Here is a 25,503-nt window from a genome sequence, read left to right on the forward strand (position 1 = left end):
AGGGCCCCCGCCGCGCACGCGGGGGCCTGGCCGTAGGGGCCGGGATCCAGGCTCCCGGATTCTGGATCCGATCTCCTGGATCCAGAAGGTTGGATCCAGAAGGTTGGATCCAAGAGCCTGGATCCCGATGCCTGGATCCCGATGCCTGGATCCCGATGCCTGGATCCCGATGCCTGGATCCCGATGCCTGGATCCCGATGCCTGGATCCCGATGCTTGGATCCCGATGCTTGGATCCGGGAGTTTGGATCCGAGAGGTTGGATCCGAGAGGTTGGATCCGGGCTTCAGACCTTGAGGAAGGCCTCCAGGGTCTCCTCCAGGACCTCCACGCCGTCCCTCGCCCACAGCGTGTCGTTGAAGAGTTCGACCTCCACCGGGCCGGTGTAGCCGACCCGTTCCAGGAGGGCCGACCACCAGGTGAGGTCGATCGCGCCGGTGCCGAGCTGGCCTCGGCCGTTGAGGACGCCTTCCGGGAGGGGGGTCGTCCAGTCGGCGAGCTGGAAGGAGTGGACGCGGTCGCCGGCGGCGGCGCGCTCGACGGCCGTGGGGGCGTTGTCGTCCCACCACAGGTGGTACGTGTCGACGGTGACGCCGACCTGGTCGGCCGGGTGGCGCTCCGCGATGTCCAGGGCCTGGTCGAGGGTGGAGATCGCGCAGCGGTCGGAGGCGTACATGGGGTGGAGGGGTTCGATGGCGAGCCGGACACCGCGTTCGCCGGCGTAGGGGGCGAGGGCGCCGATGGCGTCGGCGATGCGGGCGCGGGCGCCGGGCAGGTCGCGGCTGCCGGCGGGCAGGCCGCCGGAGACCAGGACCAGGGTGTCGGTGCCGAGCGCCGCCGCCTCGTCGATCGCCGCGCGGTTGTCGGCCTCCCAGCCGTCGGTGGTGAAGAAGCCGCCCCGGCACAGGGTGGTGACGGTCAGGCCCGCGTCGCGCACGAGCGCGGCCGTCGCCTCGATCCCGTACTCCTTCACCGGGTCGCGCCACAGGCCGATGCCGGGGACGCCGAGCCGGACGCACTCCTCCACGAGCCGGGGCAGCGGGAGCTGCTTCACCGTCATCTGGTTGATGCTGAAGCGGTCGAGGTTCACTGGGGGACTCCGTGGACGGTGAGGAGGGCCCGCATGCGGGACTCCGCGCGGGACGGGTCCGGGAAGAGGCCGAGGCCGTCGGCGAGTTCGTAGGCGCGGGCCAGGTGCGGCAGGGAGCGGGCCGAGTGGAGGCCGCCGACCATGGTGAAGTGGTCCTGGTGGCCGGCCAGCCAGGAGAGGAGGACCACGCCCGTCTTGTAGTAGCGGGTCGGGGGCTCGAAGAGGTGCCGGGAGAGCGCGACCGTCGGGTCGAGGAGCTTGCGGAAGCCCGCCTTGTCGCCGGTGTCGAGGACCCGGACCGCTTCCGCCGCCAGCGGGCCGAGCGGGTCGAAGATGCCGAGGAGGGCGTGGCTGAAGCGCCCGCCCGCCGCGGGCTCCTCGCCCTCGATCAGCTCCGGGTAGTGGAAGTCGTCGCCGGTGTAGCAGCGGACGCCCTCGGGGAGGCGGCGGCGCAGGGCGACCTCGCGGCCCGCGTCGAGGAGGGAGATCTTGACGCCGTCGACCTTGTCGGGGTGCGCGGCGATGACCTCCAGGAAGGTCTCGGTGGCCGCGTCGAGGTCGGCGGAGCCCCAGTACCCCTCCAGGGCCGGGTCGAACATCGGGCCGAGCCAGTGGAGGATCACGGGTTCGGCGGCCTGGCGCAGCAGGTGGCCGTAGAGGTCGAGGTAGTCCTCCGGGCCTGCGGCCGCGGCGGCCAGCGCGCGGGAGGCCATGAGGATGGCCTGGGCGCCGGACTCCTCGACGACGGCGAGCTGTTCCTCGTACGCGGCCCGGATCTCCGGCAGCGAAGCCGGGCCCGTGAGCTGGTCGGTGCCGACGCCGCAGGCGATGCGGCCGCCCTCCGCCTTCGCCTCGGCGGCGGAGCGGCGGACGAGTTCGGCGGCGCCCGCCCAGTCGAGGCCCATGCCGCGCTGGGCGGTGTCCATGGCCTCCGCGACGCCGAGGCCGTGGGACCACAGGTGGCGGCGGAAGGCGAGGGTGGCGTCCCAGTCGACGGCGGCGGGGCCGTCGGGGGTGGTGTCGGCGTACGGGTCGGCGACGACGTGCGCGGCGGAGAAGACCGTACGGGAGGTGAGCGGGCCGGGCGCGCCGGGCGCGAACGGTTCGGTACGGGGGTGGTACGCGCGCGTGCCGCCGCCGGGGACCGGGAGGTGGAGGGTCACAGGGAGACCTCCGGGACGTCGAGGCGGCGGCCCTCGGCGGCGGACTTCAGGCCGAGCTCGGCGAGCTGGACGCCGCGGGCGCCGGCGAGGAGGTCCCAGTGGTAGGGCTCGTCGAGGACGACGTGGCGGAGGAAGAGCTCCCACTGGGCCTTGAAGCCGTTGTCGAAGTCGGCGTTGTCGGGGACCTCCTGCCACTGGTCGCGGAAGGAGTAGGTGGCGGGGATGTCGGGGTTCCAGACCGGCTTGGGGGTCAGGCCGCGGTGCTGGACGCGGCAGCTGCGCAGGCCGGCGACGGCCGAGCCCTCGGTGCCGTCGACCTGGAACTCGACGAGTTCGTCGCGGTGGACGCGGACGGCCCAGGAGGAGTTGATCTGGGCGATGGCGCCGCCCTCCAGGTGGAAGGTGCCGTAGGCGGCGTCGTCGGCGGTCGCCTCGTACGGCTTGCCCTGCTCGTCCCAGCGGCGCGGGACGTGGGTGGCGATCTCGGCGGAGACGGAGGTGACCCGGCCGAAGAGCTCGTGGAGGACGTACTCCCAGTGCGGGAACATGTCGACGACGATGCCGCCGCCGTCCTGGGAGCGGTAGTTCCAGCTGGGGCGCTGGGCCTCCTGCCAGTCGCCCTCGAAGACCCAGTAGCCGAACTCGCCGCGCACGGACAGGATCTCGCCGAAGAAGCCGCCGTCGATGAGCCGCTTGAGCTTGAGCAGGCCGGGGAGGAAGAGCTTGTCCTGGACGACGCCGTGCTTGATCCCCTTGGCGGCGGCGAGGCGGGCGAGGTCGAGGGCGCCGGCGAAGTCGGCGGCGGTGGGCTTCTCGGTGTAGAGGTGCTTGCCGGCCTCGATGGCCTTGGTGAGGGCGTCGGCGCGGGCCGAGGTGACCTGGGCGTCGAAGTAGATGTCGATCGAGTCGTCGGCGAGGACGGCGTCGAGGTCGGTGGACCACTCGGTCAGGCCGTGCTTCTCGGCGAGGGCGCGCAGGGCGTGCTCGCGGCGGCCGACGAGGACGGGTTCGGGCCAGAGGACCTCGCCGTTGCCGAGGTCGAGGCCGCCCTGCTCGCGCAGCGCGAGGATCGAGCGGACGAGGTGCTGGCGGTAGCCCATGCGCCCGGTGACGCCGTTCATGGCGATGCGGACTGTCCTGCGTGTCATGGAATGTTCCTCTCCCCTGCGGGCCCGCGCCCTCGCCCTGCTGCGATCACTGTGTGGAGGCATGACAGAAAGCGCTTCCGGCGCGACGATAGAAAGCGCTTTCTGTCGCGGATGACGCTAGCCTGCCGACATCACGCCGGACAAGGGCCCCGCGCCTACGGCCTTGGAGGTACGCACGCGATGTCGGAGGTACGCACGCGATGACCGTCACCCTGGCGGACGTGGCCGCCCGCGCCCAGGTCTCCCCCGCGACCGTCTCCCGCGTCCTCAACGGCAACTACCCGGTCGCCGCCTCGACGCGGGAGCGGGTCCTCAGGGCCGTCGAGGAGCTGGACTACGTCCTGAACGGGCCCGCCAGCTCCCTCGCCGCCGCCACCTCCGACCTGGTCGGAGTGCTGGTCAACGACATCGCCGACCCCTTCTTCGGGATCATGGCGAGCGCCGCGCAGAGCGCGATCGGCGAGGGCGGCTCGGGCCGGGCGGGCGGCGAGAAGCTGGCCGTCGTCTGCAACACCGGCGGCTCCCCCGAGCGCGAGCTGACCTACCTCACGCTGCTCCAGCGGCAGCGGGCCGCCGCCGTGATCCTCATGGGCGGCTCCCTGGAGGACCCGGAACACCTGGCCGCGACGGCGGCCAAGCTGGCCCGGATGGCGGAGGCCGGGACCCGGGTCGTGCTGTGCGGACGCCCGCCCGTGCCCGGGGACGCGCACCTCGCCGCGCTCGTCTTCGACAACCGCGCCGGAGGCCGCCGGCTCGCCGAGCACCTGCTCGGCCTCGGCCACACGCGGATCGGGTACGTCGCGGGCCCCGCCGACCGCACCACCACCCGGCACCGCCTGGAGGGCCACCGGGAGGCCCTCGCGGCGGCGGGCGTCGCCGAGGGGCCGACGGTGCACGGCCCCTACGACCGCGCCGCCGGTCACGCGGCCGTCGCGGAGCTGCTCGCCCGCGACCCGGAGCTCACCGCCGTCGTCGCCGCCAACGACACCGTGGCGCTCGGCGTCTGCGCGGCCCTGCGGGAGCGGGGCCTGTCGATCCCCGGCGACGTCTCCGTCGCCGGCTTCGACGACCTCCCCTTCTCGGTCGACGCGGTCCCCGCCCTGACCACCGTCCACCTCCCCCTCCACGAGTCCGGGGTACGGGCGGGCCGGCTGGCGATGGGCACGGAGGACGCCCCGCCGACCGGCACGGAGACGGTCCCGGGCGCGCTGGTGGTACGGGACTCGACGGGCGCGCCTCGGGGGTAGCCGGGGCGGGGCGGACACCTGTCCCCGGCGCTCCCGGCCAGTGGTGACCGTTTCACAGCTTTCGCCCCGACGGCCTGGCCGCGTGTGTACGCGCGTCTTGCGGCGGGCCGCCGGGCAACCGGTGGCCGTCGGCCGTCGGCCGGACCATGGACTCGGAGGCGGCCGACCGGTTCGTCCGGGCCGCTTACTACCTGGACCGGCTGCCGCCGGCCGGCAGCCCGGCGCGGGCCTATGCCGCGCTCCTGAGCGTGAGGCGGAACGCGGCGCAGCCCTTCGGGACGCCCGATCCGGCCCGGCCGAACATCCCGGCGACGATCCGGCGCACCCTCGCCGATCCGAGGAACGGCGTGTACGCCTTCGAGTCCTCGCACTCCCCCGGCATCGTCCGGACCCACCTCGACCGGGTCGACTTCGGCCGGGCGGCGCGGCTCGACGTGGCGCGGGAGGGACTCGTCGGGGACGTGACGGACCGCTACGAGGCGGCGGAGCCGTCCTCCTTCGCGTCGGCGTAGGCGGCCAGGCCGGTGGCGGCGAGGACCGCGTCGACCGTCTCGTCGACCGTCTGGCGGGCGTTGTCGATCCAGACGCCCTCGCCGGACAGCTCCTCGCGCATGGCCTCGTCGAGGAAGGCCCAGTTGGTGGTGAGGCGCTTGTGGCGGGCGTTGTTGCGCTCCCAGGCCTTGTCGGGGCCGGGGGCGAGGAAGACCACGTGCAGCGGGCCCGCCGTCACCTGGTCGCGGTAGAAGCCCAGGTGGGAGCGGCGGACGACGACGTCGTCGACGACCGGCAGGAAGCCGGCCGTGGCGAAGCTGCCGGCGAGGAGGGCGGCGTTGCGGGCCCGGAGGAAGATCTGCCGGTCGGCCTCCGGGTCGCCGTCGGGGGTGGGCCAGTGGCAGCCCCGCACGATCAGGTTCTGGAGCTCGTCGACCTCGATGTGCGCGGACATCGCGAAGCGGGCGGCGAGGGCCGCGGCGACGGTGGACTTGCCGCTGCCGGGGATGCCGCTGAGCAGGACGGTCCCGGGGGCGGACGGGTCGCGGTCGACGGGTACGAGATCCATCCCCGCACCCTAGATCATCCGATCGTCCGCCCGGCCGGACGTATCGCGCGGACGGGCGGAGCCGGGTGGTCAGAACGTGAGCGCGCCCTGTTCGCTCGCCTGCCACGGGCCCGTGTCGCCGGGGGTGTTGCCGACCCCGTCCTGGAAGGTCATGGCCCCGGAGCCGGTCGCCCGGTGGTAGCGGCCGGGGCGGGAGGCCGGTTCGACGACGGTGGTCGCGTCGAGGACGTGGCCGTCGTCGCCGATCGCGCAGTACGTGCCGCCGATCGCCTTGTGCCAGCCGATGTCCGGGTGGCCGAGGCGCCGGTGGAAGGTCACGGTGCTGCCCTCCGCCAGCGGCTGGCAGCCCTGCGCGTCCCAGTCGCCGGCGGTCCGCAGCTCCACCACGACGTCGAGTTCGTCCTGCCCGTACGGGAGTCCGGAGCCGGTCGCGGTGCCGGTGAAGACCCACTGGCAGGCGGCGGGCGCGCTCGGCTCGCAGGACACCACGGAGCCGTCCGCGCCGATCTCGTTCAGGGCGAAGTCCTCCTGGGCCGCGGCGGCCGGGTGGGCGAGGAGGGGGATCGTCAGGAGGGCGCCGGCCAGGGCCCGTACAGCGCTCGTGTGTTCATGGGGTCAGTGAAGGACGGCCGGGCGCGGGGGCCGGGGCGGCGGGTTCGGGCAGCCCCCCGGAGGGGGCCGGGGAGGGGTCCGAATGCCGGGCGTCCGCCTTCCTCGGGGCCAGGGTCGTCAGGGCCACGCCGCCGACCAGCAGGGCCGCCGCGAGCCACCGCAGGGGGGTGACCGCCTCGCCCAGGAGGAGCGCGGCCGAGGACATGCCGAAGACGGGGACGAGGAGGGAGAAGGGGGCCACGGAGGAGGCGGGGTGGCGGCGGAGCAGCCAGCCCCAGGCACCGAAACCGAAGACGGTGGTGATCCAGGCGACGTAGAGGATGACGCCGGCGCCCGTCCAGTCGAGGGCGCGCAGCGCGGCCAGGTCGCGCTCGGGGCCTTCCAGGAGGAGGGAGAGGGCGAGCAGCGGCAGGACGGGCACGGCGCTGACCCAGACCATCCAGTTGAGCGGGTCGGGCGGGGCGGCCTTGCGGGTGAGGACGTTGGAGACGCCCCAGCAGGCGGCGGCCGCGACGACCAGGACGAAGCCGGTGACGGGCCCGGAGGCGCCCTCGTCGACGGCGGCGACGCCGATGCCGGCGAGGGCGACGCCCATGCCGAGGACGGCGGGCCGTCCGGGGCGCTCGCTGAGGGCCGCGAAGGCGAACAGGACGGTGAAGACGGCCTGGACCTGCAGGACGAGGGAGGAGAGCCCGGCGGGCGCGCCGAGGTCCATGCCGGTGAAGAGGAGGCCGAACTTCGCGACGCCCAGGGCGAGTCCGACGGCGACGATCCACTTCCAGGCGACCTTGGGCCGGCCGACGAAGAAGACGGCGGGGAGGGCGGCGACGAGGAAGCGGAGGGCGGAGAAGAGCAGCGGCGGGAAGTGGTCGAGGCCGATCTCGATGACGACGAAGTTGACCCCCCAGACCGCGGCGACGAGCGCGGCGAGGGCGATGTGTGCGGGGCGCATGCGGTCGAGCATGGCGGGCCCCGACCGTGTAGCACCAGCGCGGGTTTCTTCATGGTTGGATGAAGCAACACTGAATCCAAATATTGGATCCAGTACTTTGAATCCGAATTCTGGATCCAAATACTGGATTCGGATACCGAATCCACGAGGTTCCCGTGCTCGATCTCGGCCGGCTGCGCGCCCTGCACGCGGTCTCCGTCCACGGCAGCGTGGGCGCCGCGGCGGCGGCCCTCGGCTACACCCCGTCGGCGGTCTCCCAGCAGATCGCGAAGCTGGAGCGGGAGACCCGGACGACCCTGCTCGAACGGAGCGGGCGGGGCGTCCGCCTCACCGACGAGGCCCGGCAGCTCTGCGACACCGCCCGGCAGTTGCTGTCGCTGGTGGAGGAGGCGGAGGTGCGGCTTGAGGAGCGGCGCGGGCTGCCCGCCGGGCGGCTGTCGATCGGCTGCTTCCCCAGCGCGGCGCGCGGGCTGATGCCCCGGGTGCTGGCGGAGCTGGCGCGGCGCCATCCCGGTCTGGACGCCCGGCTGACGGAGGTCGACCCGCATCTGTCGGTGGACCTGGTGGCGCGCGGGGTGCTCGATCTGGCGGTGGCGCACGACTGGGACATCGCGCCGCTGCCGGCGCCGCCCGGGGTGGAGCAGGCGGTGATCGGCGACGACGGCTGTGACGTCCTGGTCCACCGGGACCATCCGCTGGCGGCGCGGACCTCGGTGCGGCGGGAGGAGCTGGCGGAGGAGCGGTGGATCTCGCAGCCGCCGGGGACCGTGTGCCACGACTGGCTGATGCGGACGCTGCGGGCGGCCGGGGCCGAGCCCCGGATCGTCCATCAGGCGGAGGAGAACCACACGCAGGTCGCCCTGGTCGCGGCCGGTCTGGGCGTCGCGCTCGTGCCGCGGCTCGGGCGCGGGGGGCTGCCGCCGGAGGTGGCGCCGCTGCGGCTCGACCCGGCTCCGACGCGGCGGCTGCACGCGCTGTGGCGGGCGGGGGCGGCGCGGCGGCCGGCGATCCGGGAGACGGTCCGCACGCTCCAGGAGCTGTGGCCGTCGATCGCGGCGGCAGCCTGAAGCCGGTCGCGGCGGACCGGGAGCCGGTCGCGGCGGCCTGAAGCCGGTCGCGGCGGCCTGAAGCCGGTCGCGGCGGTCCGAACCGGGACGGAGCTCTCTTCTCGGCGATTCGTGCGGGAATCCTTGACCGGGCAGTTACTTTCAGACTATCCGTTCACCTTGGAAGTTTCTTTCACCCTTGCACGGCCGGAAGGAGCACCAGTGCCCCACCCCACCCGACGCACCCTGCTCGCCGTCACGGCGGTCGCGGCGGCCGCCGCCACGGGGGCCGTCACCCCCGCCCACGCCACCGACGCCCGCACCGAGGAGCGGCTGCGCCGGATCGTCGGCCGGATGTCGCTGGAGGAGAAGGTCGGCCAGCTCTTCGTCTCGCGGGTGTACGGCCACTCGGCCACCGCCCCCGACCAGGCCGACGTCGACGCCAACCTCCGCGAACTCGGCGTCCGCACCGCCGCCGAACTGATCGAGCGCTACCACCTCGGCGGCGTCATCTACTTCGCCTGGGCCCACAACACCCGCTCCCCGCACCAGATCGCCGAGCTGTCCAACGGCATCCAGGCCGCCTCCCGGCTCCCCGTGCTGATCTCCACCGACCAGGAGCACGGCATCGTCTGCCGGGTCGGCGAGCCCGCCACCCTGCTGCCCGGCGCGATGGCGCTCGGCGCGGGCGGCTCCCCGGCGGACACCCGGAAGGCCGCCCGGATCGCCGGGGCCGAGCTGGCGGCCCTGGGCATCCGGCAGAACTACGCCCCGGTCGCCGACGTCAACGTCAACCCCGCCAACCCGGTCATCGGCGTCCGCTCCCTCGGCTCCGACCCGCGCGCGGTCTCCGCCCTGGTCACCGCGCAGATCCGCGGCTACCAGGGCGCCGGCGTCGCGGCCACCGCCAAGCACTTCCCCGGCCACGGCGACACCGCCGTCGACAGCCACTACGGCCTGCCGGTCATCACCCACAGCCGCGCGCAGTGGTCCGAGCTGGACGCCCCGCCGTTCCGGGCCGCGATCGCCGCCGGCATCGACGCGATCATGACCGCGCACCTGGTCGTCCCGGCGCTCGACCCGTCCGAGGACCCGGCGACGCTCTCGTACCCGATCCTCACCGGGGTGCTCCGCGAACAGCTCGGCTACGACGGGGTGGTGGTCACCGACGCCCTCGACATGCAGGGCGTGCGCACCAAGTACGGCGACGACCGGGTGCCGGTGCTCGCCCTGAAGGCCGGGGTGGACCAGCTGCTCAACCCGCCGAAGCTCGACGTCGCGTGGAACGCGGTCCTCGGGGCCGTGCGGAACGGGGAGCTGACGGAGGAGCGGCTGGACGAATCGGTTCTGCGGATCCTGCGGCTGAAGGCCCGGCGGGGCCTGTTCACCGAGCCCGCCACCACCCCGGCGGAGGTCGACGCGACCGTCGGCACCGCCCGGCACCTCGCCGAGGCCGACCGGATCGCCGAACGGACCACCACGCTCCTCGTCAACGAGGACGGCTTCCTGCCACTCTCCCCCGCCTCGCACGGCAGGGTCCTGGTCGTCGGCGCCGACCCCGCTTCCCCCTCCGGTACGACGGGACCGCCGACGGCCACGCTCGCCGGGGCCCTGCGCGAGCTGGGCTTCACCGCGACCGCGCTCTCCACCGGGATCACCCCGACGGCGGCCCGGATCGAGGAGGCGGTGGCCGCCGCGGCGGGGCAGGACGTGATCGTGGTGGGGACGTACAACGTCACCGCGGCCAGCCCGCAGCGCACCCTGGTGGAGCGCCTCGTGGCGACCGGGGTGCCGGTGGTGACGGTCGCGATCCGCAATCCGTACGACGTCGCCCGGCTCTCCGGGCAGCGGGCCACGCTCGCCGCGTACTCCTGGACCGACGTCGAACTCCGCGCCGCCGTCCGGGTCCTCGCAGGCCGGGCGACGCCGCGCGGGCGGCTGCCGGTGCCGGTGCGGAGCGCCGAGGACCCGGCGGTGACGCTCTACCCGGTGGGGTTCGGGCTCTCCTACGCCTGACGGCACGCCTGACGGCATGCCTGACGGCACCCCTGACGGCACGAGGGGTGCGCCCACCGGGCGCACCCCTCGTCGCGGGCTACGGCCGCAGGCCGTGGCCCGGCATCGCGTCCTCGTCCACCGGGCGGTCCAGGCGGGCGTCGAAGGCCGCGAGCGGACGGGCCGCCTCGACGGCCGGGGCGTCGACGCCGGCCCAGGCCAGGATACGGGCGGTGGCCTTCTCCCGCTCGGCGTCGGCGAGTCCGGCGACGTTGGCGCCGTGGTTGGCGCCGGGCGCGTAGTAGACGTAGCTGTCGCGGGCGCCCTTGCCGAGGCGGAAGGGCTCGGCGCCCCACGGGTCGTGCTCGCCGTAGACGAAGAGCATCCGGTTCGCGTTCTTGCGGACCCAGTCGTCGACGTCGCGCATCACCCACGGCTTGAACGTCATGGGGATCTCGCGGGGCACGAAGTTCGAGGCGGGCTGGTAGCCGTAGCGGCTGAGCCCGTCGAGGTGCGGCTGCCGGATGGACGGCGAGCCGAGCTCGGTGGCCGCCTGGTAGTAGTACGGCGTGTAGTACTCCAGGCCCTGGTCGGTGTAGGCGGACCAGCCGGCGTAGGCGTCGATCGTCTCGTAGACGGTGTCGTCGCTCGCGGTCTTCGCGTCCGGGATCGTGGCGCAGACGTCCTCGCCGTAGTACTGCCAGAAGCCCCAGACGAAGTCGAGGACGGTCGCCTCCCACGCCTTGTCGACCGAGCCGAGCGTGTTGAAGGTGACGCCCTCGGCCTCGGCCCACGCCTTGAACTTCTCCTGGAGCGGGCCGCGCCGGAGCAGGGCTTCGCGCTGCATGGAGTTCAGCCGGTCGCGGCACTCCTCGGTGCCGACGTTCGCGAAGAACCGGTCGTAGGCCGAGTCCTCCTTGTTCACCACGTCGTTGGGGGCCACGTAGGCGACGACGCCGTCCATGTCGCGCGGGTAGAAGCGCTCGTAGTAGGTGGCGGTCATGCCGCCCTTGGAGGCGCCGGTGGAGAGCCACTTCTCGCCGTAGACCTTCTTCAGCGCGGTGAAGATGCGGTGCTGGTCGGAGGCGGCCTGCCAGATGTCGAGCTTGGACCAGTCGGCGGGCTGCGGGCGGGACGGCGTGAAGAAGCGGTACTCCATGGAGACCTGGTTGCCGTCGACGATCCGGGTCGGCTCGGCCCGGCCCGGGGTGGTGCTCAGGCCGTAGCCGCTGGTGCGGAAGACGGTGGGGCGGTCGGTGCCCTTGTGGAGGACCGAGATCCGCTGCTTGAACGTGCCGGCCCAGGGGCGCTTGTGGTCGATCGGCTGCTCGAAGTCCAGGACGAAGAAGCGGTAGCCGGCGTACGGCTTCTCCTCGATCAGGCTCATCCCCGGGATCGCCAGGAGGCGGTCCTTGATGTCCGAGCTCTGCGCGTCCGCGACGGTGCTGCGGGACTCCGTCTCCGCGGCGGTGGCGGTGGCCACGCCGGTGGAGCCCACGGTGCCTATGAGCACCGAAAGCGACAGCATCAGTCTCAGCGACTTACGCATTCACCCTCCCATGATTCACAACGGTGCCGTGAACCTAGCGGGGTGAACGTCCGGGCCGCCAGACCCGGTTGAGCCTTACCTGTGGCTCAGCACAGGATCCAGCCGGTGGCGGCGGAGCGTCCGGAGACGGTGGCGGTGGCGCGGACGCAGCGGTTGAGCGCGTGCACGGTCACCGGTCCGGCCTGCCGGCCCCAGCGCCCGCTGACGGCGGCGGCCCGGCCGCCGCGTGGCTGGAGGGTGACCTTCATGGGGCGCGGGGCGCCCGGCCGCTTGGCGAGGACCAGGGCGCAGGCGTAGTGCCGGGTGCGGTAGAGGCGCAGCTCGCCTGTGGCGAAGGAGACCGTGCGGGCGGGTCTGCCCTGGCAGACGGAGACCGCTTCGGCGGTGCCCGCGCCGGGCCCGGCCAGGGTCAGCAGCCCGGCGGCGAAGGCGAGGGCGAGGGCGTACGCGACGGGGTGCACACGCACGCGTGCGAGGGCCCGCCGGACCGCAGTACCTCCGGGCATGCCCGTCTCCTCCCCCGCCACGCTTCTTGCCGTACACGCATACGACGTTCGGGACGCCCGTACGGTTGCCCTGGCGGCACCGATCAGCCGTTGAAGTACGCCATGACGAGGCCGAGGAAGAGCAGCTCGGCGCCGATCAGCGTCCACAGGGCGGCCCAGCGGGCCGGGGTGGGCGGGGCGCCGTAGGGGACGGTGAGCGCCCGGAGCCAGGCGCCGCCCCCGACGGCCAGGGTGACCCAGTAGAGCCAGCCGGGGACCTCGCCGCACGTCCCCCGCATCACACACGCCGTGCCGCTCTCGGAGGCCAGGGCGAGCACGACGCCGAGCAGCACCGCCGGGAGGAACAGCAGCCCGGCGCAGAGCGCGCTGCGGCGCAGCAGCCGGACGGCCCGGTCGGGGGCGGGCTCACCGGCGACGGGAGCGGGAGCGGGAGCAGGAGCGGGAGCAGGAGCGGCGGCGGGGCCGGGGGCGGGGGCGTGGTCGTTCACGGCACCGATCCAACCCCGCCCGCCGCTCCCGGGCATGAGCCCCCGTACTCAGATCGCGGCCGGCTCCCCCTCCGGCTCGGCCTCCGGGTCCGCCTCGCCGATGAAGGTGCGCCACAGGGTCGCGTAGCGGCCGTCGCGGGCGAGGAGCTCGTCGTGGCTGCCGTCCTCGGCGACCCGGCCGTGGTCCATGACGACGACCCGGTCCGCGCGGGCCGCCGTGGTCAGGCGGTGGGCGACGATCAGGGTCGTGCGGCGGCCGGAGAGGCGCTCGGTGGCGGCGTTCACCTGCGCCTCGGTGGCCAGGTCCAGGGCGGCCGTGGCCTCGTCGAGGAGGAGGACGTCCGGGTCGACCAGCTCGGCGCGGGCCAGGGCGATCAGCTGCCGCTGGCCCGCCGAGAGGTTCCGGCCGCGCTCGGCGACCTCGTGGAGGTAGCCGCCGTCCAGGGTGGCGATCATGTCGTGCGCGCCGGCCGCGCGGGCCGCGGCCTCCACCTCGGCGTCGGTGGCGCCGGGCCGCCCGTAGGCGATGGCGTCGCGGACCGTCCCGGCGAAGAGGTACGCCTCCTGGGGGACGACGCCGAGCCGGTGCCGGTACGCGGTGAGGTCGAGGTCCCTCAGGTCGGTGCCGTCCGCGGTGACCCGGCCCGAGGTCGGGTCGTAGAAGCGGGCGACCAGCTTGACCAGGGTGGACTTGCCGGCGCCGGTCTCGCCGACGAAGGCGACGGTCTGTCCGGCGGGGATCCGCAGGTCGATGCCGGTGAGGGCGGCCTCCTCCTTGCCCTTCGCCTTGCCCTCCTCCGGGCCCTCCTCCGCTCCGTACGCGAAGGACACGGACTCGAAGGCGAGGTCGCCGCGGAGCGACGGCACCTCGCGGGGCGACGCGGCGGGGGCGGTCGACGTCGGCTCGCGGAGCAGTTCCTGCATGCGGCCGAGGGAGACGGCGGCCTGCTGGTAGCCGTCGAAGACCTGGGAGAGCTGCTGGACGGGGGCGAAGAACAGGTCGATGTAGAGGAGGTAGGCGACGAGGGCGCCGGTGGTGAGGGTGCCGGCCTCGATCCGGTTGGCGCCGACGATCATCACGGCCGCGGCGGCGGCCGAGGAGAGCAGGGTGACGAACGGGAAGTAGACCGAGATCAGCCACTGGCCGCGCACGCGCGCGTCCCGGTAGGCGTCGCCGCGCTCGGCGAACCGGGCGGCGCCCGCCCGCTCCCGGCCGAAGGCCTGCACGATCCGCAGCCCGGCGACGGACTCCTGGAGGTCGGCGTTGACGACGCTGATCCGCTCGCGGGCCAGCTCGTACGCCTTCACGCTGGAGCGGCGGAAGTAGTACGTGGCGACGGCGAGGAACGGCAGCGAGGCGAAGACGACCAGGGCCAGCTGGAGGTCGAGGACGAGCAGCGCCACCATGATCCCGAAGAAGGTGACGACCGAGACGAAGGCGGTGACCAGGCCCGTCTGGAGGAAGGTCGACATGGCGTCGACGTCCGTCGTCATCCGGGTCATGATCCGGCCGGTCAGCTCCCGCTCGTAGTAGTCGAGGCCGAGCCGCTGGAGCTGGGCGAAGATCTTCAGGCGGAGCGCGTAGAGGACCCGCTCGCCGGTGCGGCCGGTCATGCGGGTCTCGGCGGTCTGCGCCACCCACTGCACGAGGACGGTGACGAGCGCGAGCGCGGAGGCGGCCCAGACGGCGCCGACGGCCAGCCGGTTCACGCCCTCGTCGATGCCGTGCCGGATCAGGACCGGCAGCAGCAGTCCGGCGCCGGCGTCGAGGGCGACCAGGCCGAGGCTGATGAGGAGGGGCGCGCCGAAGCCGCGCAGCAGCCGGCGGAGCCCGTACTCGGTCTCCGGCTCGACGGCCCGGGCCTCGTCCACGTCCGGGGTGTCGGCGGCGGGCGGCAGCGCGGCGACGGCGGCGAGCAGCTCGGGGGTGGCCCCGGCGGCCTTCGCCTCCCGGTCGGGGGCCTCGTCCCGCACCCAGAGGGCGGGGGTGATGCCGCGCTCGGCGTCGAACTCGGCGTCCAGCTCGGCCCGCAGCCCCGCGTCCTCGACCAGCTCCTCGGTGGCCTTCAGGACGTGGCCGGGCGAGACGCCGCCGAGCTCGTCGGGGTCGGTGAGGAGGCGGCGGTAGAGGGCGGAGCGCTCCTGGAGCTCCTCGTGGGTGCCGAGGTCGGCGAGCCGGCCGCCGTCGAGGACGGCGATCCGGTCGGCGAGGCCGAGGGTGGAGCGGCGGTGCGCGATGAGCAGGGTCGTACGCCCCGCCATCACGGACTTCAGGGCCTCGTGGATCTCGTGCTCGACCTTGGCGTCGACGGCGGAGGTGGCGTCGTCGAGGACGAGGAGGCGGGGGTCGGTGAGGATCGCGCGGGCCAGGGCGACGCGCTGGCGCTGGCCGCCGGAGAGGGTGAGGCCGTGCTCGCCGACCTTGGTGGCGTAGCCGTCCGGCAGCTCGGCGATGAAGCGGTCCGCGCGGGCGGCCCGGGCGGCGGCCTCGATCTGCTCGTCGGTGGCGTCGGGGACGCCGTACGCGATGTTGGCGCGGACGGTGTCGGAGAAGAGGAAGGAGTCCTCGGGGACCAGGCCGATCGCGGCCCGCAGCGACTCCAGGGTCAGCTCGCGGACGTCGTGGCCGCCGACGAGGACGGCGCCGCGGTCGACGTCGTAGAAGCGGGGCAGGAGGAGGGAGACAGTCGACTTGCCGGAGCCGGAGGAGCCGACGAGGGCGACGGTCTCGCCTTCCCTCAGCTCCAGGGAGAAGCCGTCGAGGACGGGCTTGCCGCGCCCGTCACCGTCGCCGTAGCCGAAGCTCACGTCGTCGAACTCGACGGTCGCGGGGGCGTCGGCCGGCAGCTCCTTCGTGCCGTCGTCGATGACCGGCTCGGTGTCGATCAGCTCGACGACCCGCTCCACGCCCGCGCGGGCCTGCTGGCCGACGGTGAGGACCATGGCGAGCATCCGGACGGGGCCGACGAGGGAGGCCAGGTAGGAGGAGAACGCGACGAAGGTGCCGAGGGTGATCTGGCCCTTGTACGCGAGCCAGCCGCCGAGCGCGAGCACGGCGACCTGGCCGAGGGCGGGGACGGCCTGCAGGGCGGGCGTGTAGAGCGAGTTCAGCCGGATCGTCCGCAGGCGCGCGGCGAACAGCTTCCGCCCCGCGTCCCGGATCTTCCCGGTCTCCTGGTCCTCCTGCCCGAAGCCCTTCACGACCCGGACGCCGGTGACGGCCCCGTCGACGACCCCGGCGACGCCGGCGGCCTCCTGCTGGGCGGCCCAGGTGGCCGGGTGCAGACGGGTACGGCTCCGCTTGGCGATCCACCAGAGGGCGGGGGCGACGGCGAGCGCGACGAGGGTCAGCGGGATCGACAGCCAGGCCATGACGGCCAGCGATATCAGGAACAGCAGGACGTTCCCGATGGTCATCGGGAGCATGAACAGCAGACCCTGGATGAGCTGCAGGTCGCTGGTGGCCCGCCCCACGACCTGCCCGGTCGACAGCTCGTCCTGCCGCCGCCCGTCCAGCCGCAGGATCGTCCCGTACATGTCGTCCCGGAGGTCCCGCTGCACGTCGAGCGCGAGCCGGCCGCCGTAGTAGCGCCTGATGTACGTCAGCCCGTACACGAGCACGGCGACGCCGAGCAGCAGCCCGGTCCACACGGCCAGGGACCGCGTCCCCGCGCCGATCACGTCATCGATGATCACCTTGGTGACGAGCGGCACCAGCGCGAGCAGCGCCATGCCGGCCAGCGACGACCCCAGCGCGAGCACGACGTCCGTCTTGTACCGCCAGGCGTACGACCACAGCCGCCGCGCCCACCCCTCTTGCCGCTCCACCACCGCCACCGTGGCGCCTCCCGTCCGTCCCGGTCTACCGGAAGGCCACAACACGCCCGACGTGCGTTTTCATCCCGCGGCGACAAAGACCGGGCGGTGGTCCTGGGACCGGCCGGTCAGCCGAGGAGCTGCCAGCAGCCGCAGTAGGTCACGAGACCGGCGCCGCCCGCGAGCGCGACGAAGACGGCGAGGGCGGCCCCGGCGAGCCACCCCTGGCGCCGTCCGGCCCCCCGGGCGTACTGCACCCCGCCGTACCCGGCGAAGGCGAGGAGCCCGGCGCCGCCGGCGAGGGCCCCCACGGGGCTCGCCGCGTACGCCGCGGCGCCGAGGAACGCGACGCCGAGGAGGAGCCCCACGGCGAGCGCGCACAGCAGGAGCTCCCCCACCACCTCCCCGACGAACTCGCCGAGGAACCTGCCGATCTTCCCCATTACGCGCATCCCGGATCCCCCCGTGGACCTCGAACGACCCGGCCGGGCCGTTCGGGGGGAAGGACTCGCGGGAGGACCGTGGAGTTGCCCGGGCGCGTCAGAGGTGGGTCGGTTCGAACATCTTCAGGAGGGCCGGGAGGACGACGACCGACGGGCCGGGGGTGGCGAGGGACTTCGCCAGGTCGGCGGTCAGGGTTTCGGGGGTGGTCAGGGCGGCGGGGACGCCGAAGGACTCGGCGAGGGCGACGAAGTCGGGGCGGGTGAGGTCCGTGCCGGTGGCCTCGCCGTAGACGTCGGTCATGTACTCGCGGAGGATGCCGTAGCCGCCGTCGTCGACGATCAGCCAGGTGACGTCGAAGCCGTACTGCTTCGCGGTGGCCAGCTCCGCGAGCGAGTACATCGCGCCGCCGTCGCCGGAGACCGCGAGGACCGGGACCGTCGGATCGGCCGCCGCCGCGCCGAGGGCGGAGGGGAGGGCGTAGCCGAGGCCGCCGGCGCCCTGCGCGGAGTGCATGGTGTTGGGGTGCCGGGGGTCGAAGGCGGACCACGCCCAGTAGGCGAGGATCGTCATGTCCCAGAAGCTCGGCGCGCGGGGCGGCAGCGCCTCGCGGACCGAGGCCACCAGGCGGCGCTCCAGGGTCAGGTCCTGGGCGTCCAGACGGGCCGCGACGCGGTCCAGGACCGCGCGGACCCGTTCGGGGGCGGTGGCGTCGGTGCGGGGTTCCGTCGTCTCCAGGAGGGCCTGGAGGGCGAGGCGGGCGTCTGCGTGGATGCCGAGCGCCGGGTGGTTGGACTCCAGCTTGCCCGCGTCCGCCTCGATCTGGATCACCCGGCCGCGCGGGGCGAAGGTGTGGTAGTTCGAGGACAGCTCGCCGAGCCCGGAGCCGACCACGAGGAGGACGTCGGCGTCCTCCAGGAAGTCGGTGGTGTGCCGGTCCTCCAGCCAGGACTGGAGGGACAGCGGGTGCTTCCAGGGGAACGCGCCCTTGCCGCCGAAGGTGGTGACGACCGGCGCGTCGAGCCGCTCGGCGAGCGCGCGGAGCTTGCCGGAGGCGTCGGAGCGGATCACCCCGCCGCCGGCGATGATCGCGGGCCGCTCGGCCGTCGACAGGAGGTGCGCCGCAAGCGCGGTCAGTTCCGGGCGGGGCGCGAGGTCCTCGGGCGTGGCGTCCATGGCCGTGACGACGGGGAGCATCGTCTCCGCCGTGAGGACGTCCTGCGGGATCTCGACCCAGACGGGTCCGTGCGGGGCGGTGAGCGCCGACTCCCAGGCGGCGGCGATCGCGGACGGGATCTGGGAGTGCGTACGGGCCGTGTGGACGGACTTCACGACGTCCCGGAAGCTGGCCTGCTGGTCGCGGAGCTCGTGGAGGTAGCCGCGCCGGCCGCCGCCGAGCCCGGCGGCGGGGACCTGGCTGCCGATGGCGAGGACCGGCGCGGAGGCGGCGGCCGCCTCCTGGAGCGCGGCGAGCGCCATGAGCGCGCCGGGGCCGGTGGAGAGCAGCAGCGGCGCGGCCTCGCCGGTGATCCGGCCGTAGGCGTCGGCGGCGAAGCCCGCGTTGTTCTCGGCGCGCAGGCCGACGTAGCGGAGGTCCGAGCGGCGCAGGGCGTCGAACACGCCGAGGGCGTGCTGGCCGGGGAGACCGAAGACCGTCGTGGCGCCGAGGCCGGTGAGGGTCTCGACGACCAGGTCGCCGCCGGTGCGGCCGGGGGGCGGGTTGAGGGCGGCTTCCGTCTGCGCGGGCGTGGGGCGCAGGACCAGGTCGTGGTCGTGGGTCATGGGGCCGGTTCCTCCGGGTGGTCGGTCTCGTACGCGACGGGTGCCCGGCCCGGCCGGAGCAGGGCCGGGCACCCCCGGGAATTATCGGCTCGCCGCGATCTGGCGGCTCATGATCGTGGTCAGCTCGTACGCCGTGTGGGAGGCGGCGACGGCCGTGATCTCGGCGTGGTCGTAGGCGGGGGCGACCTCCACCACGTCCGCGGAGACCAGGTTGCAGGAGGAGAGGCCGCGGAGGATCTCCAGGAGCTCGCGGGAGGTCATGCCGCCCGCCTCGGGGGTGCCGGTGCCGGGGGCGTGGGCCGGGTCGAGGCAGTCGATGTCGATGGAGATGTACAGCGGGCGGTCGCCGATGCGCTGGCGGAGCTGGTCGGCGACCTCGTCGGCGCCGCGGCGGTAGATGTCGGCGGAGGTGACGATGCCGAAGCCCATCTTCTCGTCGTCCGTCAGGTCCTGCTTGCCGTACAGCGGGCCGCGGGTGCCGACGTGGGAGAGGGCCTCGGTGTCGAGGATGCCCTCCTCGACGGCGCGGCGGAACGGCGTGCCGTGGGTGTACTCGGCGCCGAAGTAGGTGTCCCAGGTGTCCAGGTGGGCGTCGAAGTGGAGCAGGGCGACGGGGCCGTGCTTCTTGGCGACCGAGCGGAGCAGCGGGAGGGCGATGGTGTGGTCGCCGCCGAGGGTCATCATGCGGGCGCCGGTGCCGAGGAGCTCGTCGGCGGCGGCCTCGATGGTCTCGACGGCCTCGTTGATGTTGAACGGGTTGACGGCGATGTCGCCGCCGTCGGCGACCTGCGCGAGGGCGAACGGGGAGGCGTCCTGCGCCGGGTTGTAGGGGCGCAGCAGACGGGAGGCCTCGCGGATGGCGTTGCCGCCGAAGCGGGCGCCGGGGCGGTAGGAGACGCCGGAGTCGAAGGGGACGCCGACCACGGCGATGTCGGCGGTGCCGACCTCGTCGAGCCGCGGCAGCCGGGCGAACGTCGCGGGACCGGCGTACCGCGGGACGCGGGACGAGTCGATCGGGCCGCGCGGGGTGCTCTGGTCGCTGCTCATGGTCGGTGCCTCCTGGGCTGTCGTCGGGGTGCGGCTCGACCGTAAGTCGCCCGAAAGCCACATTGAAGTGTACGTTTCCTCCACTGTCGGGGCGGGAGATGTACGGAAGGACCATGGTCATGGCGCGCACGGATCCGGGCTCCGCCCCTCCGGCGCCGCCGGTGCCGCTCGCCGCGCTGCTGGCCCGCCGGGAGCTGGGCATCCGGCTGCTCACCGGCACGGACGAGGTGGCGCTGCACGGCGTGCACACCTCGGAGATGGCCGACCCGTATCCGTATCTGCTCGGCGGTGAGCTGCTGCTGACGGCGGGCGTGCAGCTGGCGGATCCGGCGCGGTTCGTGGCGCGGGTCGTGGAGGCGGGGGCGGCGGCGCTCGGTTTCGGGGTGACGCCGGTGTACGACACGGTGCCGGCGGAGCTGGTCGAGGCGTGCGTGCGGCACGGGCTGCCCCTGGTGGAGGTGCCTCCCGGGACCCCGTTCGCGGCGGTGGCGCGGGCGCTGTGGCGGCTGATGGCGGAGGCCAGGCTGTCGGAGCTGCGCCGGGTGACGGAGGCGCAGCAGTCCCTCGCGACGGCCGCCGCGCGCCCGGCGCCGGTCCCGGCCGTGCTGCACGCGCTGGCCTCGCGGCTCGGCGGCCGGGCGGTCCTGTACGGCGGGGACGGCGCGGAGTGGGCGGCGGCGGGCCGGGAGCTGCCCGCGGAGGCGGCGCGGGCCCTCGCGGAGCTGGCCGGGGTCGTCGGTCCGCGCCCGGGCGGTCCGGCGTCGGCGAGCGGCGAGGGCGGCGGGCTGAGGCTGGCGGCGTACGCGCTCGGCGGCGGCGACGGGCTGACGCTCGGCGTGGCGACGGAGCGCCGCGACCCCGGCGACCACACGGTCGCCGGGGTGGCGGTGGTGCTGCTGTCCCTGCTGACCGCCCCGCACCGGGCGACCGACGTGGCGGTCCGGGACGGGGTGCTGACCCGGCTGCTGCTCGGCGCCCCGGCGGCGGAGGCGGCCGCCGTCCTCTCCCCGGGCCCGTGGACGGTGGTGCACGCCCGGGGCGGCGACGGCACGCCGTTCGCGCCGGCCGGTCTGGCGGCGGCGCTCGGCACGGACCTGGTCGACGCGGGCCCGCCGGTACGGCTCCTGCTGCCGCCGGACGCGCCCGTGACGGCCCAGCCCGGCTGGACCCTCGGGGTCTCCGCCCCGGCGGAGCCGGCCGCCCTCCCGGCGGCCGACGCGCAGGCGGGCCGGGCGCTGCGGCGGGCGGAGGCGACCCGGTCGGCCCTGGTCCGCCACCGGGCGGGCGGCCTCGCCGGTCTGGTCGACCCGGCGGAGGCCGCCGCCCACGCGCGCGTGCTCCTCGCTCCCCTCGGCGAGGCGCAGGCCGAGACCCTGCGCGCCTGGCTCTCCCTGCACGGCAGCTGGGACCGGACGGCCGCCGCGCTGGGCGTCCACCGCAACACGGTCCGCCAGCGGATCGCCCGCTGCGCGGTCCTCCTCGACCGGGACCTGGACGATCCGGACGTGCGGATGGAGCTGTGGTTCGCGCTCGGCCGGAAGTGATCAGGCGGACGTGATCAGGCGGAAGTGATCAGTAGAGCTTGTTGACGGCGGTCTTCGTCGTCGTGCGGAAGCCGTCCAGCGGGGCGTCGGCGAGGTCGCCCATCTGGCCCCAGCGGACGAAGGTGACGGTGCGGCCGTCGCGGCCGACGGAGAAGAGGTGGATGTCGGTGTTGCCGATCTGGGGGTCGGCCGTGTCCAGGCTGTAGACCCAGGCGCCCTCCTCCACGGCGAGCTTGCCGTGGTAGGCGCTGACGGCGTCCAGGCCCGGGTTCTGCCGCTCCAGGAGGGGGCCGCAGCCGGCGAGGGCCTTGCGGAGGGTGTCGACCAGCTTCACGGCGTCGGCCTCGGTGCGGGCGGCGGTCGTGATCTGGACGGCGTTGGTGTCGAGCTCGGTGCTGAACTCGCGGTAGCGGGTGTTCTGCGCCGGGATCTTGTACGGGACGCAGAGGGCGCCGCCGTTCTCCGGCACGCCGGTGAAGACCTGGGTGGCGGTCCACGGCGTCGACGACGGCGGCAGCTGGGAGGCGGCGAGGAAGGCCGGCTGGGCGGCGGCCTGCGCCGGGGCCGTGGCGAGGGCCGCGAGGCCCAGGGCGGCGGCGGTGACGGCCAGCGCGGTACGGAGCTTGGTCATGGTGGTGGTTCCCCCGTGGGTCGTTCGGTCAGGTGCTCCCACCAGATTCGCGCCGTCGGCCGTCGGCGGCAACGGTGACGCGCCCACCGGCCGTCCCGGAACCATCCCACCCCCGGTGACGTGGGAGAACGTGATGGGGTGGGACGCCGATCCGCAAGGGGGACAGGGTGGCGAAGGACGTGGTCGTCGGGGAGTTCGCAGGCCTCGTGCGCGCGCTGAAGGCGCGGGACGGGCGGAGTTTCGAGGCGCTCGGCCGGCGCCTGAACGTGAGCGCCTCCACCCTCCACCGGTACTGCTCGGGCGCGACCGTCCCGGAGGACTTCGCCGTCGTCGGCCGTCTGGCCGCGCTGTGCGGCGCGGACGAGGAGGAGCGGCGCGCCCTGGAGGAGGCCTGGCGCCGCGCGGACGACGCCCGGCGGCCTCCTGTGCCGGCTCCCGCCCCGGAACCCGCCCCGCAGCGGGAGCCGGCGGCCGAGCCGGAACCCGTGCACGCGCGCGTGCCGGACCTCCCGTCCGGACGGCGGCGCCGGCGGTGGGCGTGGGCGGGCCTGGTCGGCGGGGCGGTGGCGGCGCTCGGGGCGGTGACGCTCGGAGTCGTACTCCTGCCCGGAAAAGCGGAGGTCCCGGCGCCTCCGCCGCTGACGTTCACCGTCGCCTCGCACCTCTGGAGCAACGGATGCGGGCACACCTACCTCGTGGAGCGGACGCCCCCTCCCCCGCCGGTGGCGGCCGACGCGCGGCGGTGGGCGGCGGCGCGGGGGGCGGTGCACGGCGGGGAGACGCTGGTGCGGCTTTCGGTGCAGGGGAAGGGTGCGGCGGCGGTGGTGCTCCACGCGCTGCACGTGCGGGTGGTGGAGCGGGGCGCGCCGGTGCCGTGGGCGGGGTACCGGATGGGCGACGGGTGCGGCGGGGCGGTGACCCCGCGCCGTTTCGAGGTCGACCTGGACCGGCCGCGGCCGGTGGCGCGGGCGCTGGACGGGTACGACGCCTCCGGGGAGGAGGGCCGGACGCTGCCCGCCGTCGCCTTCCCGTACGCGGTCACCGCCACCGGCCCCGAGGAGCTGCTCGTCTCGGCGCGGACGGCGGGGTGCGACTGCCGCTGGTTCCTGGAGCTGGAGTGGAGCGCGGAGGGGCGGAGCGGCACGGTGCGGATCGGGGACGAGGACGGGGAACCCTTCCGGACGAGCGGGGTGGGGCGAGGGCCGGTGTACGGGTACGACTCCGTGGAACGGGCCTGGATCACAGGCCGGGAGTCTGGACAGGGCGGGTGACCGCTGGGTAACTTCGGACCTGACAGACTGAGCAAGCGCTTAGACAACAGGGCCCGCACACCGGAGGAGTCGCACCGTGCGCCGTACCGTATTCAACGAGGACCACGAGGCGTTCCGGGAGACCATCCGGGCCTTCATCGAGGCCGAGGTCGTCCCCGTCTACGACGAGTGGTTCGCGGCCGGCCAGGCGCCGCGCGACTTCTACTACAAGCTCGGCGAGCTGGGCATCTTCGGCATCAACGTGCCGGAGGAGTTCGGCGGCGCCGGTCTCGACACCCACAAGTTCGAGGCCGTCCTCTACGAGGAGACCTCCCGCGCCGGCGTGCAGTTCGGCGGCTCCGGCGTGCACGTGCTGCTCGCCCTGCCGTACATCAAGATGCTCGCCACCGGCGACCAGAAGAAGCGCTACCTGCCGAAGTTCGTCTCCGGCGAGGAGATGTGGGCCCTGGCGATGACCGAGCCGGGCACCGGCTCCGACGTCGCGGGCATGAAGACCACCGCCAAGCTCTCCGAGGACGGCACCCACTACGTCCTCAACGGCGCCAAGACCTTCATCACCGGCGGCGTCCACGCCGACCGCGTCATCGTCTGCGCCCGCACCTCGGCCCCGTCCGAGGACGACCGCCGCTTCGGCATCTCGCTCTTCGCCGTGGACACCAAGTCCGAGGGCTACTCGATCGGCCGCAAGCTCGACAAGCTCGGCCTGAAGACCTCCGACACCGCCGAGCTCGCCTTCGTCGACGTCAAGGTCCCCGTCGAGGACCTGCTCGGCGAGGAGGGCAAGGGCTTCTACTACCTCGGCCACAACCTCGCCTCCGAGCGCTGGGGCATCGCCTTCGGCGCCTACGCGCAGGCCAAGGCCGCCGTCCGCTTCGCCCAGCAGTACGTGCAGGAGCGCACCGTCTTCGGCAAGCCGGTCGCCCACTTCCAGAACACCAAGTTCGAGCTGGCCGCCTGCCAGGCCGAGGTGGACGCCGCCGAGGCCGTCGCCGACCGCGCCCTGGAGGCCCTGGACGCGGGCGAGCTGACCCCGGCCGAGGCCGCCTCCGCCAAGCTCTTCTGCACCGAGGTCGCGCACCGCGTCATCGACCGCTGCCTCCAGCTGCACGGCGGCTACGGCTACATGAACGAGTACCCGATCGCCCGCCTGTACGCCGACAACCGCGTCAACCGCATCTACGGCGGCACCAGCGAGATCATGAAGTCGATCATCGCGAAGAACATGGGCCTGTAAGTGCCCGACGCTCCTTCCGCACTGGATGACCTGCTCGCCCTGCTCGACCTGGAGCGGATCGAGCAGGACATCTTCCGGGGACAGTCCCGGTCCGCGATCGTCCCCCGCGTCTTCGGCGGCCAGGTGGCCGCCCAGGCGCTGGTGGCCGCGGGCCGGACCGTCCCCGCGGACCGTCTCGCCCACTCGCTGCACGCCTACTTCCTGGTGCCGGGCGACCCGGGCGCGCCGATCGTCTACGAGGTCGACCGGATCCGGGACGGGCGGTCCTTCACCACCCGGCGGGTCGTCGCGATCCAGCACGGGCAGCCGATCTTCCACCTCTCCGCGTCCTTCCAGACGCACGAGGAGGGGCTCGACCACCAGGACGCGATGCCGGCCGCGCCCGACCCGGACGCGCTGCCGACCGCCGAGGAGATGCTCCCCCGGCACCTGCCGCGGGACGTCGCCCGGCGGCTGGTCGAGGCCCGCGCCGCCGTCGACCTGCGGTACGCCGAGACCCCGCCGTGGGGCTCGGTCGGAGAGCCGCGCGAACCGCGCTCGCAGGTGTGGTTCCGTACCAACGGCAAGCTCGCCGACGACCCCCTGCTGCACGTCGTCCTCGCCACCTACGTCTCCGACATGACCCTGCTCGACTCGGTGCTGCTCGCCCACGGGCGCGGCGGCTGGGCCGTCGGGGACGTGGTCGGCGCCTCGCTCGACCACGCGATGTGGTTCCACCGGCCGTTCCGGGCCGACGAATGGCTCCTCTACGACCAGGAGTCGCCGTCCTCCTCCGGCGGGCGCGGCCTCGGCCAGGCCAGGATCTGGACCCAGGACGGGCGGCTCGCGATCTCCGTCATCCAGGAGGGTGTCGTTCGCGTCCCGCGCTGACCACCGGACATAC

Annotated in this window: 22 protein-coding genes; 8 read left to right on the forward strand and 14 right to left on the reverse strand. The window is 74.1% G+C overall.

Going from position 1 to position 25,503, the window contains the following annotated elements; genetic code table 11:
• Window positions 1-284: 284 nt before the first annotated feature.
• From ABZ621_RS11790 to ABZ621_RS11800, 3 genes are read right to left on the reverse strand one after another with little or no spacing between them, the layout of a single operon-like run.
• Window positions 285-1,088, reverse strand: a complete 804-nt coding sequence (locus ABZ621_RS11790; protein WP_360603239.1) for a sugar phosphate isomerase/epimerase family protein — start codon at window positions 1,086-1,088, stop codon at window positions 285-287.
• A complete protein-coding gene (locus ABZ621_RS11795) occupies window positions 1,085-2,251 on the reverse strand; it encodes a dihydrodipicolinate synthase family protein (protein WP_360603241.1) in 1,167 nt (388 codons plus the stop codon). The genes ABZ621_RS11790 and ABZ621_RS11795 overlap by 4 nt, the downstream gene beginning before the upstream one ends.
• Window positions 2,248-3,399 (reverse strand): Gfo/Idh/MocA family oxidoreductase, encoded by a 1,152-nt coding sequence (locus ABZ621_RS11800; RefSeq protein ID WP_360603243.1) that lies wholly within the window; start codon window positions 3,397-3,399, stop codon window positions 2,248-2,250. The genes ABZ621_RS11795 and ABZ621_RS11800 overlap by 4 nt, the downstream gene beginning before the upstream one ends.
• A 200-nt stretch (window positions 3,400-3,599) precedes the next feature.
• Here ABZ621_RS11800 and ABZ621_RS11805 point away from each other — a divergent pair, with 200 nt between their 5' ends.
• Together ABZ621_RS11805 and ABZ621_RS11810 are read left to right on the forward strand one after the other, a co-directional pair.
• Entirely contained in the window at window positions 3,600-4,646 is a 1,047-nt protein-coding gene (locus ABZ621_RS11805) for a LacI family DNA-binding transcriptional regulator (RefSeq protein WP_360603245.1), read from the forward strand.
• Between the two features lie 146 nt (window positions 4,647-4,792).
• Entirely contained in the window at window positions 4,793-5,158 is a 366-nt protein-coding gene (locus tag ABZ621_RS11810; protein WP_360603247.1) for a linear amide C-N hydrolase, read from the forward strand.
• Here ABZ621_RS11810 and ABZ621_RS11815 read toward each other — a convergent pair.
• From ABZ621_RS11815 to ABZ621_RS11825, 3 genes are all read right to left on the reverse strand, one after another.
• Window positions 5,119-5,706: an AAA family ATPase gene (locus tag ABZ621_RS11815; RefSeq protein ID WP_360603249.1), complete on the reverse strand. Its 588-nt coding sequence runs from the start codon at window positions 5,704-5,706 to the stop codon at window positions 5,119-5,121. The genes ABZ621_RS11810 and ABZ621_RS11815 overlap by 40 nt on opposite strands.
• Before the next feature lie 69 nt (window positions 5,707-5,775).
• Window positions 5,776-6,195, reverse strand: coding sequence for a hypothetical protein (locus ABZ621_RS11820; RefSeq protein ID WP_360603251.1), 420 nt, complete (start codon window positions 6,193-6,195; stop codon window positions 5,776-5,778).
• A gap of 118 nt (window positions 6,196-6,313) precedes the next feature.
• Complete coding sequence (locus tag ABZ621_RS11825) at window positions 6,314-7,270, reverse strand: EamA family transporter (RefSeq protein ID WP_360603253.1); 957 nt, start codon at window positions 7,268-7,270, stop codon at window positions 6,314-6,316.
• A gap of 155 nt (window positions 7,271-7,425) precedes the next feature.
• Here ABZ621_RS11825 and ABZ621_RS11830 point away from each other — a divergent pair, with 155 nt between their 5' ends.
• Window positions 7,426-8,337 carry a LysR family transcriptional regulator gene (locus ABZ621_RS11830; protein WP_360603255.1) on the forward strand — a complete coding sequence of 304 codons (912 nt, stop codon included), beginning with the start codon at window positions 7,426-7,428 and terminating at the stop codon, window positions 8,335-8,337.
• A 201-nt stretch (window positions 8,338-8,538) separates the two neighbouring features.
• Window positions 8,539-10,332 carry a glycoside hydrolase family 3 protein gene (locus tag ABZ621_RS11835; RefSeq protein ID WP_360603257.1) on the forward strand — a complete coding sequence of 598 codons (1,794 nt, stop codon included), beginning with the start codon at window positions 8,539-8,541 and terminating at the stop codon, window positions 10,330-10,332.
• A 79-nt stretch (window positions 10,333-10,411) separates the two neighbouring features.
• Here the strand turns inward: ABZ621_RS11835 and ABZ621_RS11840 are convergent, their stop codons facing one another.
• From ABZ621_RS11840 to speB, 7 genes are all read right to left on the reverse strand, one after another.
• A complete protein-coding gene (locus ABZ621_RS11840; protein WP_360603259.1) occupies window positions 10,412-11,860 on the reverse strand; it encodes an aminopeptidase in 1,449 nt (482 codons plus the stop codon).
• A gap of 86 nt (window positions 11,861-11,946) precedes the next feature.
• Complete coding sequence (locus ABZ621_RS11845) at window positions 11,947-12,366, reverse strand: hypothetical protein (RefSeq protein ID WP_360603261.1); 420 nt, start codon at window positions 12,364-12,366, stop codon at window positions 11,947-11,949.
• A gap of 83 nt (window positions 12,367-12,449) precedes the next feature.
• Entirely contained in the window at window positions 12,450-12,854 is a 405-nt protein-coding gene (locus tag ABZ621_RS11850) for a hypothetical protein (protein ID WP_360603263.1), read from the reverse strand.
• A 48-nt stretch (window positions 12,855-12,902) separates the two neighbouring features.
• On the reverse strand, window positions 12,903-16,682 hold the full coding sequence (locus tag ABZ621_RS11855; protein WP_360603265.1) for an ABC transporter ATP-binding protein: 3,780 nt from the start codon (window positions 16,680-16,682) through the stop codon (window positions 12,903-12,905).
• 116 nt (window positions 16,683-16,798) lie between these two features.
• Entirely contained in the window at window positions 16,799-17,122 is a 324-nt protein-coding gene (locus ABZ621_RS11860) for a hypothetical protein (RefSeq protein ID WP_360603267.1), read from the reverse strand.
• A gap of 88 nt (window positions 17,123-17,210) precedes the next feature.
• Window positions 17,211-18,893 (reverse strand): thiamine pyrophosphate-binding protein, encoded by a 1,683-nt coding sequence (locus ABZ621_RS11865; protein WP_360603269.1) that lies wholly within the window; start codon window positions 18,891-18,893, stop codon window positions 17,211-17,213.
• Window positions 18,894-18,974: 81 nt separating this feature from the next.
• Entirely contained in the window at window positions 18,975-19,940 is a 966-nt protein-coding gene (gene speB / locus ABZ621_RS11870) for an agmatinase (RefSeq protein WP_360603271.1), read from the reverse strand.
• Between the two features lie 119 nt (window positions 19,941-20,059).
• Between speB and ABZ621_RS11875 the strand changes: the two genes are divergently transcribed.
• Window positions 20,060-21,484, forward strand: coding sequence for a PucR family transcriptional regulator (locus ABZ621_RS11875; protein WP_360603273.1), 1,425 nt, complete (start codon window positions 20,060-20,062; stop codon window positions 21,482-21,484).
• 28 nt (window positions 21,485-21,512) lie between these two features.
• On the opposite strand, the gene ABZ621_RS11880 is transcribed toward ABZ621_RS11875, so the two are convergent.
• Window positions 21,513-22,115 carry a hypothetical protein gene (locus tag ABZ621_RS11880; protein WP_360603275.1) on the reverse strand — a complete coding sequence of 201 codons (603 nt, stop codon included), beginning with the start codon at window positions 22,113-22,115 and terminating at the stop codon, window positions 21,513-21,515.
• Between the two features lie 167 nt (window positions 22,116-22,282).
• On the opposite strand from ABZ621_RS11880, the gene ABZ621_RS11885 reads away from it, so the two are divergent.
• From ABZ621_RS11885 to ABZ621_RS11895, 3 genes are all read left to right on the forward strand, one after another.
• Complete coding sequence (locus ABZ621_RS11885; protein WP_360603277.1) at window positions 22,283-23,386, forward strand: helix-turn-helix transcriptional regulator; 1,104 nt, start codon at window positions 22,283-22,285, stop codon at window positions 23,384-23,386.
• Window positions 23,387-23,462: 76 nt separating this feature from the next.
• The gene (locus tag ABZ621_RS11890; protein WP_360603279.1) at window positions 23,463-24,620 is read left to right on the forward strand and encodes an acyl-CoA dehydrogenase family protein; all 1,158 of its coding nucleotides are present in this window, start codon (window positions 23,463-23,465) and stop codon (window positions 24,618-24,620) included.
• Window positions 24,621-25,490 (forward strand): acyl-CoA thioesterase II, encoded by an 870-nt coding sequence (locus ABZ621_RS11895; protein ID WP_360603281.1) that lies wholly within the window; start codon window positions 24,621-24,623, stop codon window positions 25,488-25,490.
• The last annotated feature ends 13 nt before the right edge of the window (window positions 25,491-25,503 follow it).

The organism is Streptomyces sp. NPDC007863 (genome assembly GCF_040633895.1).
Classification (GTDB): Bacteria; Actinomycetota; Actinomycetes; order Streptomycetales; family Streptomycetaceae; genus Streptomyces.

Bases quoted from the DNA above. Each gene is read 5' to 3' on its own strand.
- ABZ621_RS11800 (WP_360603243.1), bottom strand. From the start codon at position 3,399: ATGACACGCAGGACAGTCCGCATCGCCATGAACGGCGTCACCGGGCGC.
- ABZ621_RS11805 (WP_360603245.1), top strand. From the start codon at position 3,600: ATGACCGTCACCCTGGCGGACGTGGCCGCCCGCGCCCAGGTCTCCCCC.
- ABZ621_RS11810 (WP_360603247.1), top strand. From the start codon at position 4,793: ATGGACTCGGAGGCGGCCGACCGGTTCGTCCGGGCCGCTTACTACCTG.
- ABZ621_RS11815 (WP_360603249.1), bottom strand. From the start codon at position 5,706: ATGGATCTCGTACCCGTCGACCGCGACCCGTCCGCCCCCGGGACCGTC.
- ABZ621_RS11825 (WP_360603253.1), bottom strand. From the start codon at position 7,270: ATGCGCCCCGCACACATCGCCCTCGCCGCGCTCGTCGCCGCGGTCTGG.
- ABZ621_RS11840 (WP_360603259.1), bottom strand. From the start codon at position 11,860: ATGCGTAAGTCGCTGAGACTGATGCTGTCGCTTTCGGTGCTCATAGGC.
- ABZ621_RS11845 (WP_360603261.1), bottom strand. From the start codon at position 12,366: ATGCCCGGAGGTACTGCGGTCCGGCGGGCCCTCGCACGCGTGCGTGTG.
- ABZ621_RS11860 (WP_360603267.1), bottom strand. From the start codon at position 17,122: ATGCGCGTAATGGGGAAGATCGGCAGGTTCCTCGGCGAGTTCGTCGGG.
- ABZ621_RS11865 (WP_360603269.1), bottom strand. From the start codon at position 18,893: ATGACCCACGACCACGACCTGGTCCTGCGCCCCACGCCCGCGCAGACG.
- speB (WP_360603271.1), bottom strand. From the start codon at position 19,940: ATGAGCAGCGACCAGAGCACCCCGCGCGGCCCGATCGACTCGTCCCGC.
- ABZ621_RS11875 (WP_360603273.1), top strand. From the start codon at position 20,060: ATGGCGCGCACGGATCCGGGCTCCGCCCCTCCGGCGCCGCCGGTGCCG.
- ABZ621_RS11880 (WP_360603275.1), bottom strand. From the start codon at position 22,115: ATGACCAAGCTCCGTACCGCGCTGGCCGTCACCGCCGCCGCCCTGGGC.